Origin of the sequence: Novispirillum itersonii, assembly GCF_014205675.1 — a bacterium.
In the GTDB taxonomy this organism is placed as follows: Bacteria; Pseudomonadota; Alphaproteobacteria; order Rhodospirillales; family Rhodospirillaceae; genus Novispirillum; species Novispirillum itersonii_A.
Genome location: NZ_JACIIX010000010.1, coordinates 74,100 through 92,700, shown reverse-complemented (window position 1 = coordinate 92,700; position 18,601 = coordinate 74,100). Strand labels below are relative to the sequence as shown.

General features: G+C 62.2%; 16 protein-coding genes and 1 pseudogene. 6 read left to right on the top strand and 11 right to left on the bottom strand.

Annotated elements, in window-relative coordinates:
- Positions 1 to 31: 31 nt before the first annotated feature.
- The 11 genes and pseudogenes from FHS48_RS13415 to FHS48_RS20615 form a co-directional block, all read right to left on the bottom strand.
- Positions 32 to 1,114 (bottom strand): S1 family peptidase, encoded by a 1,083-nt coding sequence (locus FHS48_RS13415; RefSeq protein WP_184264083.1) that lies wholly within the window; start codon positions 1,112 to 1,114, stop codon positions 32 to 34.
- Positions 1,115 to 1,200: 86 nt separating this feature from the next.
- Positions 1,201 to 1,434, bottom strand: coding sequence for a hypothetical protein (locus tag FHS48_RS13410; protein ID WP_184264082.1), 234 nt, complete (start codon positions 1,432 to 1,434; stop codon positions 1,201 to 1,203).
- 23 nt (positions 1,435 to 1,457) lie between these two features.
- Positions 1,458 to 2,156: a SapC family protein gene (locus FHS48_RS13405; RefSeq protein ID WP_184264081.1), complete on the bottom strand. Its 699-nt coding sequence runs from the start codon at positions 2,154 to 2,156 to the stop codon at positions 1,458 to 1,460.
- Positions 2,157 to 2,287: 131 nt separating this feature from the next.
- Positions 2,288 to 6,400 (bottom strand): beta strand repeat-containing protein, encoded by a 4,113-nt coding sequence (locus FHS48_RS13400; RefSeq protein ID WP_184264080.1) that lies wholly within the window; start codon positions 6,398 to 6,400, stop codon positions 2,288 to 2,290.
- A gap of 511 nt (positions 6,401 to 6,911) precedes the next feature.
- Complete coding sequence (locus FHS48_RS13395; RefSeq protein ID WP_184264079.1) at positions 6,912 to 8,108, bottom strand: type II secretion system protein GspK; 1,197 nt, start codon at positions 8,106 to 8,108, stop codon at positions 6,912 to 6,914.
- 60 nt (positions 8,109 to 8,168) lie between these two features.
- Positions 8,169 to 8,792 (bottom strand): PulJ/GspJ family protein, encoded by a 624-nt coding sequence (locus FHS48_RS13390; RefSeq protein WP_184264078.1) that lies wholly within the window; start codon positions 8,790 to 8,792, stop codon positions 8,169 to 8,171.
- Positions 8,792 to 9,220 (bottom strand): type IV pilus modification PilV family protein, encoded by a 429-nt coding sequence (locus tag FHS48_RS13385; RefSeq protein WP_184264178.1) that lies wholly within the window; start codon positions 9,218 to 9,220, stop codon positions 8,792 to 8,794. The genes FHS48_RS13390 and FHS48_RS13385 overlap by 1 nt, the downstream gene beginning before the upstream one ends.
- Positions 9,221 to 9,267: 47 nt before the next feature.
- Entirely contained in the window at positions 9,268 to 9,888 is a 621-nt protein-coding gene (locus FHS48_RS13380; RefSeq protein ID WP_184264077.1) for a dockerin type I domain-containing protein, read from the bottom strand.
- Positions 9,889 to 10,138: 250 nt separating this feature from the next.
- Positions 10,139 to 12,325: a sensor histidine kinase gene (locus FHS48_RS20475; RefSeq protein WP_184264076.1), complete on the bottom strand. Its 2,187-nt coding sequence runs from the start codon at positions 12,323 to 12,325 to the stop codon at positions 10,139 to 10,141.
- Positions 12,322 to 12,654 carry a response regulator transcription factor gene (locus FHS48_RS20150; protein ID WP_260402476.1) on the bottom strand — a complete coding sequence of 111 codons (333 nt, stop codon included), beginning with the start codon at positions 12,652 to 12,654 and terminating at the stop codon, positions 12,322 to 12,324. Before FHS48_RS20150 ends, FHS48_RS20475 begins: the two co-directional genes overlap by 4 nt.
- A 74-nt stretch (positions 12,655 to 12,728) precedes the next feature.
- Positions 12,729 to 12,917: pseudogene (locus tag FHS48_RS20615) on the bottom strand (response regulator); the annotation flags it as partial.
- 499 nt (positions 12,918 to 13,416) lie between these two features.
- On the opposite strand from FHS48_RS20615, the gene FHS48_RS13360 reads away from it, so the two are divergent.
- From FHS48_RS13360 to FHS48_RS13335, 6 genes are all read left to right on the top strand, one after another.
- Complete coding sequence (locus FHS48_RS13360) at positions 13,417 to 13,920, top strand: hypothetical protein (protein WP_184264073.1); 504 nt, start codon at positions 13,417 to 13,419, stop codon at positions 13,918 to 13,920.
- Positions 13,917 to 14,393 (top strand): hypothetical protein, encoded by a 477-nt coding sequence (locus tag FHS48_RS13355; RefSeq protein WP_184264072.1) that lies wholly within the window; start codon positions 13,917 to 13,919, stop codon positions 14,391 to 14,393. The genes FHS48_RS13360 and FHS48_RS13355 overlap by 4 nt, the downstream gene beginning before the upstream one ends.
- A gap of 1 nt (position 14,394) precedes the next feature.
- Positions 14,395 to 16,398, top strand: a complete 2,004-nt coding sequence (locus FHS48_RS13350; protein ID WP_184264071.1) for a type II secretion system protein GspD — start codon at positions 14,395 to 14,397, stop codon at positions 16,396 to 16,398.
- A complete protein-coding gene (locus FHS48_RS13345; protein WP_184264070.1) occupies positions 16,395 to 17,291 on the top strand; it encodes a hypothetical protein in 897 nt (298 codons plus the stop codon). Before FHS48_RS13350 ends, FHS48_RS13345 begins: the two co-directional genes overlap by 4 nt.
- A gap of 8 nt (positions 17,292 to 17,299) precedes the next feature.
- Positions 17,300 to 17,749: a hypothetical protein gene (locus FHS48_RS13340; protein ID WP_184264069.1), complete on the top strand. Its 450-nt coding sequence runs from the start codon at positions 17,300 to 17,302 to the stop codon at positions 17,747 to 17,749.
- Between the two features lie 64 nt (positions 17,750 to 17,813).
- Positions 17,814 to 18,470, top strand: coding sequence for a dockerin type I repeat-containing protein (locus tag FHS48_RS13335; RefSeq protein ID WP_184264068.1), 657 nt, complete (start codon positions 17,814 to 17,816; stop codon positions 18,468 to 18,470).
- Positions 18,471 to 18,601: the final 131 nt, after the last annotated feature.

The window sequence follows — 18,601 nt, the reverse complement described above, 5'->3', positions numbered from 1 at the left end:
ACCACCACACCGCTTATCCGTCCATCCGCCCTTACAGGCAGGTCTGGCGCAGGCCGGACCACAGGCCGGGACTGCTGACCGGCAAAGCCCCCAGATCCCGGGATCCGGAACTGAGGATAACCCCATCCACCCCCGGCAGAGCCCGGAGAAAATCCGTGGCGTCATCCAGTTCCCACCGGACTGACCACAGATTTTCCGCCACACCCTCCCTGCCTTGCAGCAGGCGGGCGGGCCGCAACGAAAACGCGTGCAAAGACGGAAGAACTGTAAAGGAAAGCGGCTGGCTTGCAAGGGCGAAGGGGACCCCTTGTTGCTCCACAGCCAGATGAACCCGCGGCGGGCTCTTCTGGACCGGATTTCCGGCATAAACTTCCAGAGTGACGCCCAGATCGGCCTGTTCCGCATCGCGCAGGGTGGCAAAACAGCCCCCCTGCTGGCGGCTGACATGCCAGCCATCGAAGACTCCGGACCGGGTGGCCGCCGTATCGAAGGACCGGGCCAGACCGACCAGCAGCATCTCGGCCCACGTCTTCTGTTCGTCGAGGAAGTCCGGAAGCGGCGACAGGGCGGCGGGATCAGTCATCGGCTGCCGGTGCCGCAGTGGGGCCAACCCGACGGCAATCCCAAAAACCGGGGCATGCCACCGGCCAACGGCAATGCCGACCAGAGCCCCTTGCGCATTGAAGACGCCGCCGCCACTCATGCCGGGCAGCATCGGGATATCGGTGAGGATCAGGGACTGATCCCGCACGGTGGCGAGCCCGCTAACCTCGCCCCGGGCCAGCGATGGTCCGGGGCGATCGGGCCAGAAGGTCACCGCCGACAGGGGCCCGTCCGCCGGGGGATCCATCATCAGGATCGGCTGCGTTTCCAGATCCTGCGGACGGTCCAGCAGGCAGAGATCGGCAGAAGGAACCGCCTCCACCAGCTGGGTCTGCCAGACTTTTCCATCGCGGATCACCCGGATGCTCTCCGCCCCGGCAAGGACATGACAGGCAGTCAGCAACCGGTCCGGACCAAACGCAACGGCATTGCCAGAACCTGTCTGGCGGCTCCAGCCATAGGCCTCAACCCGGACAAAGGCTGCGGTCGGATTGACCGCGCCCTCCCCCATCGTGGCTGCACCCGACGGGGTGGGGCAGACCGCAAGAACACAAAAAGCCACAGCCCTGATCTGCACCAGTCCCCGGCGAAGCATCGTCAGCTGACCGGCCCCATCTGCTGCTGAAACTGCTCCATCAGCGTTTGCCGACCGGCAATCCGCCGGGGCACCCGGCCCCATTTGATGGCAATCTCGCCCTCGCCGGTTTCAGCCCAGGCCCCGATCACCGGTTCCCCCATCCAGTGGGTTGGCGGTTGCAACGGAACACTTGCCCCGGCGGCGGCGAGGGTGCCGTTCAGCTGTGACAGGGTGCAGACGTACAGAACATTCACCGTGGCGACTCCTGCGGGCTGGATCAACGCTTGTTGCGTTCGGATTGCAGAGTCGCCAGACGGTTAACATTTCCCATGGAAAGAATCTGCGCATAGACCAGCGGCAGCAGACCATTCGCACGCCACTCCATGAAGGTTTCCTGCGGAAGAGCCGAAAACTTCTCAACATCCACAACGCGGAAACCCTGCAAACTGGAGATCGGCTGACCGTTTTCCTGCACGGTGATCTCCTGCTCAACCAGAACCGGCTCCAAAGCGGACAGAAGTGATTCTGTATAGACCGCAGCACCGTCAAGATGCGCCAGAAACTCAATAATCGTCTTCAGCGCAGCGCTCGGTTCACCATCCGGTTCAAACAGGGGAGTCCCCTCCCCTTCTTTCAGGGTCGGCGCGGACACTTCAAACAGAACAGAGGCCTCACCGTTCTCATTCCGCCCCTGCAACATAAACGGCCAGCGTCGGAAGTGTGCCGGAATATAGTCAGCAAGCCATTTTCCATCTTCAGCCACAAACAGGTTGGTCCCATGGTCCAGAGACAGCAGCACCTGCGGAGCATAAGAGGCAAGGGGGAACACAATCGGATAGATCCGGGCAGCGTTAACCATTTCGCTGAAAGCAATCGGCGCGGTCGTGCTGTTCTTCGCGAAAGAAAATCCAGCGCCGGGCAACAGGCCCAGAGAGCGGTGCAGGGTAGCATCAAGAGCAATCAGGGACTGAAACATTATAAGGTCCTATCAGCGAGAGGATCTAACCAACCACGCATGAAGCTACTGTGGTTTCTAGCCGCTGCAAACAAAAAAAGAGGGGGGCCGAAGCCCCCCTCCCCTCCTGCCGAAGCAGAAGATCCGGTCGATTAACGGCCGAACTTGAACGCAGTGTTCGCAGCAGAGAAGTAAACGAAGGCACGATCACCCTTGGCCAGAGCGGTCAGAGTGTTGGTGGTCGAGCCCTTGAACCAGGACTTCTGGGCATTGCCAGAGCCGACGACGATGATCGCCGCGACCTTGTTGGTGTCAGCCCAGGTGGACAGGGAGGCAGACGCCACGGCCTGTTCCACGGTCAGCAGGGACCACTTGCCAGCACCGGCGTTGAACGCAGTGCTGTCACCCGAGATCGGGTAGAACACCGAGAACGGCTCGGTAGCAGAGATGGTGGTATCGGTATCAGTGCTGGTGATGCTGTAGACACCGGCAGTGTCGTCACGCACGAAGCTGCCCGACGGATTCTTCAGGGCCAGCGCCAGACCACCGTCAACGTTCTTCAGACCGTCGATGGAAGCGGAACCGATCTGCAGGGCAGAGGCGGTCACGTTGTTCTGGAGCAGGAAGGCTTCGTCGTCCGCAGCACCCGCAGCACCAGCGTCAAAGCCCCAGGCCGTGACCGGCTGACCGGTGGTCGGACGGATGGAGACCAGCAGACGGGTGGCATCGACCGGGGTCGCCTTCAGGACGGCATTGCTGTTACGGGCAATGGCACCCTGGAAGCCGACCAGCTGCCAACCGGTGGTTTCAGACACCGAGGAGGAAGCGATCTTCGCCAGGTTGACGGTGCCGAGGTTGCCACCGATCACACCGGAGGCCACCACGTTGCTGGCGAACGGCAGGTAGTTGGCGAACGACGGAACGGCAGAGGTCAGACCGGTGAAGAACTTATCAGCCGGCTGCTTGGAGGAGACCAGCACGAACGCGTTGGCCGGGGCAGTGTCGGAACCGACCGCGAAGCGGAAAGCACCGGTGTTGGTGACCTGATAAACAGTATCCAGCACCTTCAGGGCCGGGCTCTTTTCAATCACCAGAGAACCGGTGGCACCAGCGGTACCGGTGACAGCACCGGTCGCGACGTTGATGGTCACCGGGTAGACCTTATTGGTGGCGTCACCGGCCGGAACGGTACCAACGTTCAGTTCAGCGTTGACAGCGCTGCCGGTCGCAGCCTGCACCAGAACCTTAACGTAGGCGTTGATGGAAGTCTTGCCCAGCTTGGCAGCGTTTTCCAGCTCGGTGTTAATGGCAGTGAAGTTGGCCGGATCAGCCGCGAGAGTGGTGCTGCCAGCCGCGCAGGAGCACGGAACGGTCAGCGAGCCGCTCTTCACGGTCGGGGCAGTGGCCATATCCACCAGGTCAGCACGGACGATGGTGCCCTTGGCCGCGGCGGCAGAGCCGTCGGTGGTCAGGGAGCCGGTCACTTCCATGGTGTACAGCTTGGTGGAGTTCTTGGCGTAGGTGACCGAAGCACCGTCATCACCGGTACCGAACGCAGCGGTTTCGTTGATTTCAGCCGGGGTGGCGTCGGTCGAAACCAGACGGTTCACCGAAGTGTGGGTCGAACCATCTTCGTTGGTGCCGTTGGTGTCATATTCCACCGTCAGGGCGGTCAGCTTGGTGGAGCCGACGATGCCCGGAGTCGGGATGTTCAGGGTCACGTAACCGGTGGCGGCAGAGGACAGGTCGATGTTGGCCTTCGGGATCGCAACTTCGATGGCGCCAGCGCCGGTGATGGTGGCCTTCACCTTGAACATGCCGTCAACGGTGGCACCGGTGGTGCCGCCGCTGGAGGCCAGGGTGACGGCCTTATCGAACTTCACCAGAACCTGGTCGATGTTGCCATCAACAGCGTTGGTGGAGCGGGTGGCGATCGCCTGAGCGATCTTCGGACCGGAGAAGGACTTGGTGCCGGTGGTGACAGTCTTGGAGCCGTCAGTGGCCAGCACGTTGGCCGGGGTCGCACCGTCGGTATAACCCGGGGCAGCACCCAGGGTCAGCACCTTGTTGGCGACCGAGGACGTCACGTTGGTCAGGGTCAGGGTGGCGTTGGTGACACCGCCGGTGGCGGTGGACACGGCACCCGCGACAGTCGCGGTGACGTTATCGTTCAGGTTCAGCAGCTGCAGGGAAGAACCACCGAAGATGAAGTCGGAGGTCTTCAGGGTCCCGGCGGTCAGCGCTTCAGAAGCGGTAATCACCAGCTTGCCGGAAACCGGGGTCGAGCCTTCGGTTTCGCTGTACACAGCGGTCTTCACCACCGGCGAAGCGCCGTCAGTGATGGTCGAGGTGGTGGTGTTGGCGTGGATATCGCGGACCTGAGCCAGAGAACCGGCACGGTCACCGGACGCAGCGTACACGTTGGTGTAAGCGATCTGCGAGTCGGTCAGGGCGAAGTCGAACGGAACCTGAGACGCGCCAGCGGTGCTGGTGGAACCGGTGTTGGTACGGGCAGCGGCTTCAGAGGTGGGGGTCACGAGGCCGGTGATGGCAGTGTCGCCGCTGTTGGCCTTCACCTGCACGACCTTGTTGCTGCTGTTCGCCAGAATGGTGGCGGCAGTGGCAACAACGTCAGCAGCGGTGGAGGGAGAACCGAGACGCTTGAACAGGATGGCACCGGTGGTGCTCGGCAGGGTGGTGTTCACCGGAGCGCCGAAGGTGACCTTCACGCCGTCCAGGGTGCCGGAGGCATCAGCGTCGCTGGTGGACACGGTCGGGGTGGCAGCCACACCGACATAGGCCACGCCGGTCAGATCGGCGGAGGTGCCGACTTCCTGGTCACCCAGAGAGGTCTTCACGACGGAAGCCTGCGGGGTCGCAGCCTTCTTGGCAATGCCGAGTTCAACCTTGGTGCCGGTCGGGTTGGCCGGATCGAAGGCGGTCGCCACAACGCCGGTGCCATCACCCTGCAGGTACAGTTCGCCGGTGTTGGCGATGCGCAGGGCGTAGTTGGCAGCAACGGTGACGGTCAGTTCCGGCGAAGCGGAATCATTGGTCACGGAGCCGAAGGTCAGGCCGGTCGGCAGCTTGACGTCTTCAGCAACGTTCAGGTTGGTGACGCTTTCCGCCAGACGGATGGTGAAGACGTTGTTACCGTCGCCGCTACGCACACCGCCGGTGGCAGTGTTGTCGTACAGCTTGGTCACGTCACCAGCGGTCTTCAGGACAACCTTGGCGGTACCGGTCGAGGCCAGCGCCGGAGCGGCGAAGGCGGTGATGGCGGTATCGGTGAAGTCCGGCATCACGTTGCCGGCGAGGTCGACCAGAGCGGCAGCGCCGAGGTTGGCAACGCGGTCAGCGTTGTCATAGTTGGCAGAGAAGTCAGCCGGGCCGGTCTTGCGGACGGTCACAACGTTACGGGTGCCAACGGCACCGGTCGAAGTGGTGGTCGCGGAGACAACCGGGTTTTCAACGTTGCTGCCGGTGGTGGCGGAGCCGAGCTGGAAGCGGATGTCAGCGCCCAGCGAGTCAGTGGCGCCCAGGTTGGTCGGGGCCAGGGTGCCAACGGCGATGGACTTGGCAACGCCGGTGTTGAACTGAATCTTGGCGTCGCTCATCACGCCGCTGGCAACGGTCTTACCGATGCTGGCGATGGCCGGACCCTTGTAGGTGCTGGTCAGCGGAATGGCATAGTTGGCGTCAACGGCCAGCATCGCGGTGACGATGGTCTGGTAGTCCGCAGTGGCCAGAGCAGTGGTGATGTCCTTACCGGTCAGAACGGTGGAGACGTTCGTCGTGGTGATGGCGTTATGATCGGTCGGCTTCAGACCCATCACGTTGGCACCGGCGTTCAGGGCGTTCGCGCCACCCGCAACGTTGGCACCATTGCTGGCAGCCATGAAGAACACCACATGGGTGGCGTTGGTCACGTTCTGGATGGTCGGGTTGAAGTCAGCGACGCTGTCGGCCGTGGCGTCAGAAGCGGCCATCTGACCGACGATGACGTTGCTGGCGCCGGTCGCGGCGTTCAGGTAGACGGCATGCAGATAGAGGGTGGAACCGGCTTCAGCAGCAGCAGTGGTCTGGAAGCCCAGACGGACCTTCTGGCCCGGGGAGACCAGCAGCTTGCCGGTGCTTTCCACGTTCCACGGGGCGGCAACCTTGGTGCCGGTCGAGAGCAGGTCACCGGCGAAAGCCGGGGTCACCATGGCGGTCGACGCCAGCAGGGCGGACGCCAGGGCAACCTTCTTGAAAGTCGAGTTCATTAAAGAAGTCCTCTGTGGGTTTAAGAGGGGCGCGGAAAAATTCCGCGCCGGGCTGATCGGGACCTTTTCTTCCTGCGCCCCCTGCGGGTGTGCCCCCCAGGCAGAAGACAGGCGGATAGACCCCTTTCAAATGCCAGCGGACTGTACCGCAGCCACACCCGGATGCCGATTAACCAATGATGAGTATAGAGGAGTGCCACAGGGAGGGGCCAACCACCCCGAATTGAATTGTGACTGCACGATGACGGTTTAAAAAATCAATTTATTTCAGATACTTAAATTAATTGTGACGCAGATCACACCTGAAAGCCATTTCCCCGGGCGTGAGGCGGGGAGACCCTGACCGGACTGGATCGCACCATGGTCTTCAGACTCTAAGGGATCAGGTGCCGAGTCGCCTGCGGGCCATCGCGGGAGGTTTGCCGATAAATGTGAACAGTCAGCAACAATTACCGGCCTGCCCGACCGGGGAAACCCCTTGAAGATCGAGTCGGGCTGTCGGGGCACCGGATCATGGCACGTCCGGCGGGGCCATCCGGACGGCAGGAGAGGCGGTTCCGGCCCAGCTGTCACTGAGGACCCGGGACCGGGGTTCATAAACCACCGTCTGCGCCAGCCCCCCGCCGTCAGGCTTTTCAGAAACCTGAATGGTGAGCGGCATTGTCTCAGGGGCCGAGGTCATGACAGCCTGATCAAATTTGGCCGCCGCCGTCACCCCAATGACATCAGACAGAATTTGTTCCGACTTTTCACCGTTCAGGTGATCAATGGCCCGCTGAACCTCGCTGGGGCGGAGGTCAGCCAGCGCCCCGATGATGTCTGCGGTATTCTCCTTCAGGCTGACCCGGCTGTCCGTTCCCGCCAGCGAGAAGTTCTGCCGCAGGAAATCCACCAGATCGGGAGACGATCCGGCCAGCCAGTACAGCTCAGACCAATCGGCAATCACCGCCTGCCGGGCCTTGTAGGGCGAAGCCGCCGCATTATAGACCGCCTCCGGCACCCCGGCCCCCGCAACGCTGGCATCCCCGCGCCAGTGCCGGAGCGCGATGATCAGCGCCTCTGCCCGGATTTCTGACAGCCCCAGATACTGGAGGTAGCGCTTCAAAGCCAGCGGCGGCAACGTGTTCAGGTTCGGCCGCGCGGAAACCGGCAGAACCGTCACGGAAAATACTTTCCCGCCGATGGTCAGGGTCTGATTGTTGCCAATAGAAAACAGGGCTTCCTGAGTAAAACTGGAGGACTTGCCTTCCGGGATTTCCGACAGGGACTGACGCAGACTCGACAGACGGTTGGTGGTGGTACTGCTGTTCGGCACCTCGATCTTGAACCCGACCTGATTGAGGGTTTCCGCCAGCTGTGCCACCGCAGCGGAAACACCATTGGATTGGGAATACTCGATCTCGGAAATCGAATTCTGCGCCTGCCAGCGGGAATCGGCGGTCACCGTGGTTTTGCCCATATGGCTGGCGACAAAATCGGCGACATTCTCCAGTTCCCGCTGCCGCAGGGGAATCGTCGCCAGCGACTCGGTGACGGTGGTCTTGCCCGCCGACTGCGCATAGCTGGCCAGCAGCAGGCTGCACCCGGCGAGAATCCACAGCACGAAAATCAGCACAAAACCGCGCTGACCCCGGAAACCGCGCTGGCTTCGGGTCAGGCGGGCCGGACCACGGGGCATCATCCCGAAGGACACACCGGTCGAATCCATCGTCATCGCGGTCCCTTTCATCCCGACATGCCAAAAGCTCCGGCGTGTCGGTCAAACTGTTTATTTTGCTTTTCTGTCGTCCTGAGTCCGCGACCGGGGATTCAGGCTGGAGGTCGGCATCACCAAGGGCAGATCCGCCGTCAGCCGCACCAACGGCGGCAGCGCGCTTTCATCGGTCCAGCGTTCCACCCAGTCCCGGCTGTCGCGGTCCCAGCGGTTGAAACCGCCGTTGGCCGGAATGGCGAACAGCGCCCCTTCATAGGCCGTCGGGCTGCCGCGCAGCCGTTCAAGATCAAACTGGCTTTCGCGGTCTTCCAGCTTCCACCACGGCGGCAGCGGAACCTCGCGGTAGCGCAGTTCTCCATGATCAATGCGGTAGAAAGCCACCACCGGCGGGCCATCGTGCCCATACAGGGCGCTTTTGCGGGTGACAAAGGTCAGCCGGTCCCGCTCAAACCGCACCAGATTGAAGGTTTTGTTCAGTGTCAGGTCCTGATTGGCCAGCTGCCCGCGCAGGAACTGCTGGGCAATCCACACCCGCTGCGCCGACACAATGCTGGTTCCGGCCCGTTGCACGGTGGAATACAGGCCGACCGCCATCATCACCACCAGCGCCGACAGCGCCATGGCGATCACCACTTCCATCAGGGTAAATCCCCGGTGCCTCCTGATCCTGCCGGTCATCAGCGGGCCTTGGGCAGCAGGCCCGGCATCAGCAGGGTGACCGTACGGCCCCGGTCACTGGTCCAGGTATAGGTCTGATAGGGGCTGTAGCCGAGACTGATCGGCACGGTGTAGGGGGTGGTGCTGAAATTATCAATACGGGTCAGCGGCTTTGCCCCGGCCCCCTGAAAGACCTCCAGATGGTCTTTGACCAGCCGCACGTCATCTTCTTCTTTTTTGCGGATATCAAACAGAACCACGGTGTTCATCAAGGCGTTGATGTCTTTCAGGTGCCCCTGCACCCGGATGTGATAATCCATGATCGCCTGAGTCCGTTCCAGCACCATAGACCCGACCGCTGTCAGGACCGTCAGGGCAATGATGACCTCCAGCAGCGAAAACCCGCGTTGCGGGGATCGGCGCGACAGAACGGATCGGCGGGGAATCATCACGCGCGGCTTTCTCTGGTCAGATACCCGGGGACAGAGCCGGGCGTTTACTTGCCCTGCAAAGCCCGGCGGGCATCGACGATATCCAGCGAGTTGAAGACACCGTCGCGGTTGACGTCATAGACCTGAATGACCACCGGACCACTACCGGCCTGACCGCCCAGACCGTTGTAAAGCTGCTCGATGTCCTTTTCGTTGAACACACCGTCGCGGTTGACATCCCACGGGGACAGCCCGCCACCGGGGACAGGCGGCTCGGCCTGACCGGGCAGACGGACCGTAACGGTCTTGTTCACACGGGACGGAAACGGGAAGCTGCCCGCGAAGGGGAATTCTGACAGCCGCGTCCCTTCATACAGCCCATAGGTTTTGCCCTGCCACGTCATGGACAGCTGCATCACCCGCCCGTTGAAGGAATTGGACTGCATCATTTCAACAAAAAAGGTGCCGTTGGCGTCGATGACCGCCCCGGTGCCGACCGTACTGCCGTTGTCCCGGTCAATCACCGAAACCACGGCCCCCGCCAGAGAAAGAACCTGCGCCACGTCCGGGCTGACAACCCCGACCACCTGCAGGCTGGATGGCAGTTCCTGCGCCAGCGCCGGTCCGGTGTGGACCGCAGCGGCAGCCAAGGCAGCAAGAAACACCATCGGTGTAAGTCTGGTCATATCCCCATCCGCAAAGGACTGCGCCGAACACCTGTAACCCCGTTCTTTTGTAAAAAAACGTGATCCCCGGATCAAGCGCTATACCGCACACCCAACCTTACGCGATGTGACAGTGGCCGCACGGTACCCGTTTTTGTGAGACAGGCCAAGCCGTCAGGCACACTCTTAAGAAAAAATGTCTGCCCGGCAAAAGCATAGCGAGTCATTGGCGGTCCCCGGAAGCTGACCGCCCACATCCAAACCCGGCCAATCAGACTCTGGCCCCGCCACCGGTGCGGATCAGGGACGCCACCCACTCCACTTCCTCCGCCGTGCAGGCCGGGGTGTAGCTGCTGACAAACACATCCTCCGCCCCGGTTTTCCCCCCGGCCCCATGGGTGAGGACCCGAATCCGGCAGGCCTGCGCCAGCGCGGTCTCCGCCGACTCCGGCAGGGTGAAGTCACTGCCGATCACCACCAGACGCCACGCCTGCGGGTCTTCCTCCAGAATCGCCAGCAGTTCCAGCGGGTCGGTGACCTCCGTCAGATCATCGGTCACCGTCAGCAGCACCTGTACCACGTCATCGCGGGTGGCATCATCGGTGATGGCGACCAGAACCGGCAGATCCTTCAGCGTGGTCCGCGTCGCATCGGCCAGCGGCAGCCAGACGGTGGCGGTGGTGCCCCGGTTCGGCTCCGACTCCAGAGTCAGCTGACCGCCGTGGGCATCGACGATCAGATAGCTGATCGCCAGCCCCAGCCCGCCCTGGCCGGCGGCCTTGGTGGAAAATCCGGGCTCGAAGGCAGAAGCCAGCTGCTCCGACGTCATGCCGTGGCCGCTGTCAGCGACCTTGACCACCAGCCCGCGCTCCTCGGTGCGCAGGGAGACCGTAATGCTGCCGCCCGGCGGGGTCGCGCGGATGGCATTGCCGATCAGATTGACCAGCACCCGCAGAATCTGGGTCGGGTCAATTTCCGCCACCCCACCGGGGATGATATCGGGTTGCAGGGTGATCCCGCCGGCGGTGGCTGCCGCCATCTGCAGGCGCACCGCCTCCGCCACCAGCGGCCAGGCTTCTTCGGTGCGGAGCTCCGGCATCTGGAACGGCTGGCGGGTTCCCAGCTGGTGCAACATCTCGCGGCCACGGGCTGCCGCCTGTAGAATCGCCAGCAGGCTGCTTTCCAGTTCCTCCCGCAGCGGCGGCGGCAGCGCATGGCGGATGTGGGACAGGTTGCCCTCAATCGCCAGCATCAGGTTGGAGAAGTCGTGGGAGATCACCTTCGAGGTCATCTGAATGCCCTTGACCCGCTCCGCCACCCGCTGGCGGAACTTGGCCTGCTCGCGGGAGGTCACATCCTCGGCGATCACGCTGAAGCCGCGCAGTTTCTGCTGCAACCGGATCGGCATCGCCGTCACCTGAATAAAGCGGGGCGAGCCTTTCAGCACCACTTCAAGAATCTGCGACGCCCCCGACCCACTGCGCAGGACCATCCCAATCCCCGGCAGCCAGCGCTCCAACGGCGCATGGGTCATCGCCCCGCCGTCAGCCAGAAGCTGCGCCGCAGCGGGGTTATGGCGCATCACCGTCCCCGCCGCATCCAGCTCGGCAATCACCAGCGGGCTGTGCTGCATCTGGTAGTCGCGCAGCTGGCGTTCCATCTCCAGCCGCTCATTCAGGGCCTGAAGATTGGCGATGGTGGCATGGGCCTCCAGAAAGTCCTGCCGGACCGTATGAATTTCCTGCTCAATCGCATGCCACAGCGAAAACACCTCGGCCACCGGCCGGGCGGGCAACAGCATGTTGCGATACGCCGCCAAGGCGGCATAGGCCACCCCGACCAACATGGCCGGAACCGCCACCAGCGCATAATGTGGTGCTTCCAGATGGATGTTGCGCCCGCCCATCTCCAGCCCGTAACTGAGCAGGGAATAGGACACCAGAAAGGTTGCGATCCCGCAGCCGATGCCAAAGCCAATCGCCAGCGGCACCATCAGGTAGCGCCGCAGGGCCTCGTAAAAGACCGCCACCACCACCGATGCCAGAACAATCGCAAAGGCCAGACTGACCTGCTGCTGCAACGAAAACAGAAAATAGCTGGGCAACGGAATATAGTGCCCCAGTTCCCGCACGAACTCGCTGTGGGCGATGCTGGCGGCGGCGGCGGCAATCAGCGTGAGGATATAGGCCCGGGCCGCCTTGGTGCCATCAAGGGCATAAATCAGCCCGGCCGCCACCACCAGCGGCGGCACCAGAGCCACCAGCGGGGCATTGAACTTCGACGCGCCAAGCTCGCTCCACCACCCGATCTTCAGAAACTGCCAGATCAGGATCGTCTCAACCGCCCCCAGCGCAAACAGCGGGGCCAGCGTGACCCGCGACCGCGCCATATGCAGCAGGACCACCAACCCCAGCGCGGCACTGAGCAGCGCCAGAGCGTAGTACCCGGTGACGGTCACAGGGACTCTCCCCGCCGCTTGCTGCCACGCTTGCGCAGGATGGAGCGGATCTGTACCCGCACGGTATGAATGCTGCGGTCAAGGTCGGCGGCAATCTGCTTATCCTGCAACCCTTCCTTCATCAGCTGGAAAACCTTGCGCTCCTGCGGCGACAGCAGGGTGCCGCGCGGGAACAGCAGACTCATCGCCACAAAGCCGCCGGTATTGTCGTCCCACAGGAACGGGTCTTCGGCTGGCGGCAGGGTCGCGGCCTGCTCAATGGCGCGGACCACGTCATCAAACGGGATGTTCTTCGGGATAAACGCCTTGGCGCCATAATCAAGGGCCATGGCGATCTCATCACGGTCAATGGCGCCGGAAAGGATGACGCAGGGCGGCAGGGCGGCAGGGCGCGGTTTTCCGTCAGAAGATCGGTCCCGAAACTGCCCCCGAGATCAAGGTCCAGCGACAGCAGGTCGTAGGTCCCGGCGTCCAGAAGGCTCCGGCATTCCGCCAGGGTATGCGCAACAGTGACCTGTAGTCCCCGGCCCCGCAGACAGGCCGCGATGCCATCCGTTACCAAAGGATGATCGTCAACGATGAGGATATGCATCCCACATTCCTTTGTTCTTGAAGGACTTCACATAATGAAAGACAATGTGTCTCAGTCTTGTCCAGATCAAAATCCGCAGGCCTTTCCGGCCCGCGCCCACACGGCGCAGGCCCGCAGGAGAGATCTCCCCCCGGCCCGGCGGTCAGGTTGCGCCGGGCCTGCGGCGACAGCGGACCCTAAATCGTTAACGGAATGGCTTTTTTCCGGTAAAGCACTCCGGTGTCTGCGCGTTATGTTTTAAAACCTATGTACTAGCGGGCGTGCCTTGAGTTCCCGTCCACACCCTGCGATAATGCCGCCCCTTTTGTTCGCAGGATGCTAAGGCCTAGACATGGTTCCTGTTTCATGCACATTATCCCCGTGCCTGACAACAGGGTTTTCTATTTTCCTATCTGGTGGCTTGCGGTACCGTTCTCGGACCCGGCCCGCTGCACGAGGCGTGGCAATGACCGAATTTTACCGCTCGAGGGTGGTGCAACTGGGCGGGATTGCAGCTCTTTTGCTCGGAGCCCTTCTGTTCCGCCAGTATGGGGATGTTCCTGCGGGTCTCCCGGATTTTCAGAGCAATGCCTCCCTTGAGGCCAAGGCCCAGTCCATGCGTCAGATTATCGCGACGCAGGAGAGTGTCAGTTCCGCCTATATGCAGGCGGTGGAGCCTTACGCCATCACCATGGCCTCCGCCCAGACCCTGATGCCGAAAGGGCAGGATCCCCGCGCCTTTCTTGAACGCATGGTCCGCGACGCCATCACCCAGCATGGCCCGGTGCGGGACCTGTCATTGGTGGTGGGGGAAGGTGCCGCCAGAGGCGATGGCATTCATCAGCTGCGCATGACCCTGTCGTTTGTCGGCGGCGACCGGACCGCCCTGGGCATCATTTCGGCCCTCGGCCTGCCGGAACGCGGCAGCCTGTGGGATGAGCTGACCGTAACGGCAGACCCCAAATCCAAAACCGTTTCCGTCAGCGGGCAGCTGGTGGCGATGGTGATTGAGGCGGCAGAATGACGCTCTCCCTGATTCAGGCCAACCGCCTGCTTCCTCTGGTAACCGTTCTGATTGCCGTGGCCTCCGGGGCCGCCTCGGTCTTTTCGGCCCTGCCGGACAGGCAGGACGCAAAGACGGTCACCCTGCCGTCAGTCTCCCAGCAGGACCTGCCGGACCACACCCCGGTCTGGCCGGACGGCAATCCGTTCTCGGCCGACGGGGAGCCCTGGATTTTGCCGGACCCCGGACCGAAGGCCACCGCACAGGGGCCGGCCGGACCCGGCAGGGTCACAGGCATCATCAGCTTACCCGGGGGGCCCCAGGGCGTGATGGTCGATAAAAAGTTTGTCCCCCTCGGGGCTCCTCTGGCCGGGGGACACCTCGTTTCCGTCAGCAGCGATCGGTATGTTATTGAAATTGACGGCGTCACTCAAACCAAGCTCCTCGACTCGTCCCGTAAAGAGCGCCTTGACCGTTTGCTGGGGAAACATTGAAATGCGCAGACATGTGAAACTTGTTTCTCTGGCTTTGCTGTCATGCCTCAGCCTGTCCGGCTGCCAGACCCTGGAGCAGCTGTTTGAACCCAAGGCCCCGCCCAGTAAGGAAGAGCTGGTGCAGCGGGATCAGGCACCTGTGGACACCCGGCTTCTGGCCAACCCGATGGCACAGAATAATGCCAACGATGACAAAGCCGTGATGACGATGCCCAAGCGCCCGAACGGCGGGGTGATCGGCGATGCCACTCCGGTGATCCGCAGCAAGACCAACCACGGCCTGCCGGCGGTGTCGGTCAACGAGGAACCGGTTGAGCTGTCTTTTGTCGATGCCAGCCTGAAGTCTGTCATCGAGCTGCTGTTTGATCAGTACATCCACCAGCCCTATACCTTCCTGCCCGATTTCAAGGATCAGACCGTCAGCTGGATTGTCTCCGGATCCTATGACAAGGACACCATCGTCCGCATGGTCGAATCGTTCCTTGATCTGCACGGGGTGAACATCATCCGTCAGGGCGATGTCTATGCCATCTCCGCCAATTCGGCGAAGGCGGCGGAAGACAGTTCTCTCGGCCAGACCAGCGGCACCTGGCGCCTGCGGTATCTGGATGCCAAGGACGTGGTGACCATCGGACGCCAGTTCCTCGCCAAGCCGGACCGCCTTCAGGTCGTCGATAATGCCAATATGGTGGTGGCCATCGGCAGCGGGCCGGAAATGCGCAACCTTGACAAGTTTCTGGCCAACATTGACGTGCCTGCCCTTCAGGACCGCAATGTGATGGTCTATGGCCCGCAGTATCTGTCAGCCCAGGCGATCGTCTCCCTGCTTCAGAACTTCCCGAAGGCCCTTGGCATGCCCATGGCCGGGGAAGGCAAAAAGCTGGTTGAGGCCGAAGTGGTGACCAATGCCCAGCGGGTGGTGGTCATCACCAAGGGCGAGGAGATGCGTCAGGCTGTCCTGAAGTATCTGTCGCAGGTTGACCAGCCGGGCAAGGACACCAAGCAGGTGTTTGTCGCCCCGCTGCGGTCGCAGAAAGCCAGCGAACTGCGGGCGGTGATCGAGCAGGTCCTGACCGCGATGTTCCAGGACCGCGACAAGGTGACGGTGGTCTCCGATGACCGCACCAACAGCCTGCTGGTGACGTCCTCGGCCGACGAATACTATCAGATCCGCAAGGTGATTGACCGCCTCGACAATGTCGCCCCGTCGGTGCTGATCGAAAGCAGCATCATCGAAGTGCAGCTGACCCAGTCGATGGCTTACGGCGTTGAATGGTTCCTCAGCGGCCGTGGCGGCAAGGTGCGCGGCGATATGAGCACCAGCCTGCGCAGCTCCGGCATCACAATCACCGACGGTCTGGCCGCATCGGGCAGCACTCTCGGGGTGGTCAGCCTGAAGGACAATACCTTCGCCACGCTCGATCTTCTGGCCGCCGAGACCTCGGTGCAGGTGCTGTCGCGCCCGCGCGTTCTGGTCAAGGACCAGAAGACGGCGACGATCAAAAGCACCAAGCAGGTCCGCGTCCTGAAGTCGGAACTGCCGACCAACGTCAGCACCAGCGGCACCACCCAGATTTCCAACCAGTATGAGGAAAAGGAAGTCGGGGTGACGCTGGAAGTGACCCCGCTGGTCGGCTCCGACGGTTCGATCACCCTCAAGGTGAAGATCGAAGACTCCAATCAGGGCGCCGTCGATTCCGCGACCAAACAGCCGACCTTCGACAAGCGTGAGGTCAACTCGGAATTCGTTGTCGCCCATGGCGAGACCGTGTTCATCGGCGGCCTGATCAAGCGGCGGAACTCGGCCGGGACCAACAAGATCCCGGGCTTCGCCGATATCCCGATCCTTGGCAATGCCTTCTCCAATCAGTCCAATTCCGATGAAGGCAGCGAGCTTCTCGTTCTCGTCACGCCCTATATCGTTGTTGATCAATATGCCGCCCGTCTGGTCAGCGAGGCCTTCTCCGGGATCCAGACCTCTGAACAGCGGGAGAAGAAGAAATGAGTGTGGCTCTGCTTCCCCGCCGGATCCTGGCGTTGTCCTCCGGCGAGGAACACGAGTTTATGCTCCGTGTCCGCTGGGATGGCGATTTTCACGTCACCCCGTGGGGCAAAAGCCGCTGGCCCGGTCCGGGCACGCTGGTAGCGATTGATCCGGCCTATTGTCTGCGGCGGCGGATGCGGCTGATGCCGCGCACAGCGGCAGAACTGGACGCCATTGCCGCCGACCTGTTTCCGTTTGATCTGACAGACTGGCATCTGGCCCTGTATCAGGGCCCGGACAGTCTGGAGGTCTGCGCTCTTGATGAAAAACAGTATCAGGCCCTGACCGCCGTCGCCTCCACCGCCATCATCGCCCCGGCGTCTGCCGATGCCATCGGCGATGCCCTGCGGCAGCGGTTACGGCACGGAGCCCTGTTCGATTTTGTCCCCAAGACCCGGTTTCTGATCGGCCCGGCCCCGCTGTTCGCCGCCGCCAACGCCACCGCCCTAATTGCCGTCCTCGGCATCATCGCCGGCCTGTTCGTGATGGGGCAGTCGTCGCAGACAAGGGCCCTGCGTGCCGAGATCCTGAGCTTGCAGGATAAGGCGGCGCAGGTGACCCAGCGCCGCCAGGCTACGGCGATGATGGTCCGCAGCGTGAATGAACTGACGGTCTTTGCAAAACAGCCCGGCGGCACCCTCGCCCCTGACCTTGGCCGCCTTCTGGCCGCCGTCCCCGAGGGCACCGCCGTTGATAAGATCCTGTGGAAGGGCCAGAAGCTGGTGATCAGCGGACTTGGCAACGATGCCCTGACCTGGCTTCAGCCCCTCGGGATTCCTGAACAGGCGGTCGAAATCAACGACAATCCGAAACTGGACCGCTTCACCGTTACCCTCTCCTTGACTGCACAGTGAGTTAAACCATGCTGAAAGCGCGCTTTTTCATGCCGGTCCTGCTGGGGGCAGCCCTTCTTTCCGCGTGTGCACCTGCTGACCGTTCCTCGCTGGTCATCGACCGGGACGCCGCCAAGGGGTATGAGCGCCAGCTCCAGCCCAATTTTGACATGACCTCGGTTCTGGTGGTCCGCTTTGATCTGGACGGACAGACGCTGGAGGCCCTGAGCCTGTTCCCGCTGTCCCTGCCGTCAAGCGTCACCCCGGAGACCGGCAAGGCCCGTACCTGGTTCTGGTTTGATGCCGACCGCACCGTTCTGCGGGTGATGACCACCCCCAATGAGGGAGCCATCAGCTTTCTGGAAGTCCCGGTGGCGGACCTGAAACCCGGCCTGTCTCTCGAAATTCCTGTCATACAGGCTGATGGCAGTGCCAGAACCAGCACGGTCACCATCACAGAGCTCCTGAAAAAGCCATAATGTCCCGGCACCTGTATACCGGCGACGGGCGAGTCCGCCCCACCTTTTCCTGAGAGATGGTCCCATGAAACGTTTGGTATCCCGCCTTCTGGTTGTCGCTCTGCCCTTTCTGATGTCTTCGCCGGTCTGGGCGCAGGCTCCGGAAATGCCATCCAATCTCCAGATTGTCGGGACCATCCGGGCCACGGGCGATGCCCCGCCCCCCAAGGCCGGAGATACGGTCAAGGTTGTTGAGGACAAGGAAAACGGGGCAGTCTCCGCCACCGGTTCTGTCCTCGACGATCAGGGAACCTTCTACGTCGAGATGAATAAGCAGGCCCCCTATAACGGCACGCCGCTCCGCCTTCAGATTGTCACTGGCGGGCAGGATTTCCCGCTGAAAGAAGGCAAGGCTGAGGTCCGGATCAGCTTCAAGGGCGGTTTCCCGTTCCCCAAGCGGGAAGACCGGACCCTTTACTACGGCGATGGCTCGGAGCCGGTGGCAGCCCCGGCCGCAGCCAAGGCTGCTCCTGCCACCGCCGCAGGGACGCAGGTCTGTCCGGCCTCCCTGCCGAAGTGTGATGTCAACGGCGACGGGACGTTCACACAGGCGGATCTTGACCTTGTGAAGGCAGAACTGAAACTGAAGACCCCCTCGGCAAAAGCCGACATCAACGGCGACGGTCAGGTCAATTCCGCCGATCTGGTGCAGGGCATCAAAGAACTGAAGCTGAAGAAATAAGCCACGGAAACATGGCCCTTCCTCTCCGTCAGCAGAGAGGGAGACCCCCCGGGCCGGGGATTCTGACCGACCGGTCCCCACCGGTCGGTCGAATTATTTTAAGGCTGGCGCGCGTGGCGTCCGCCACCGGA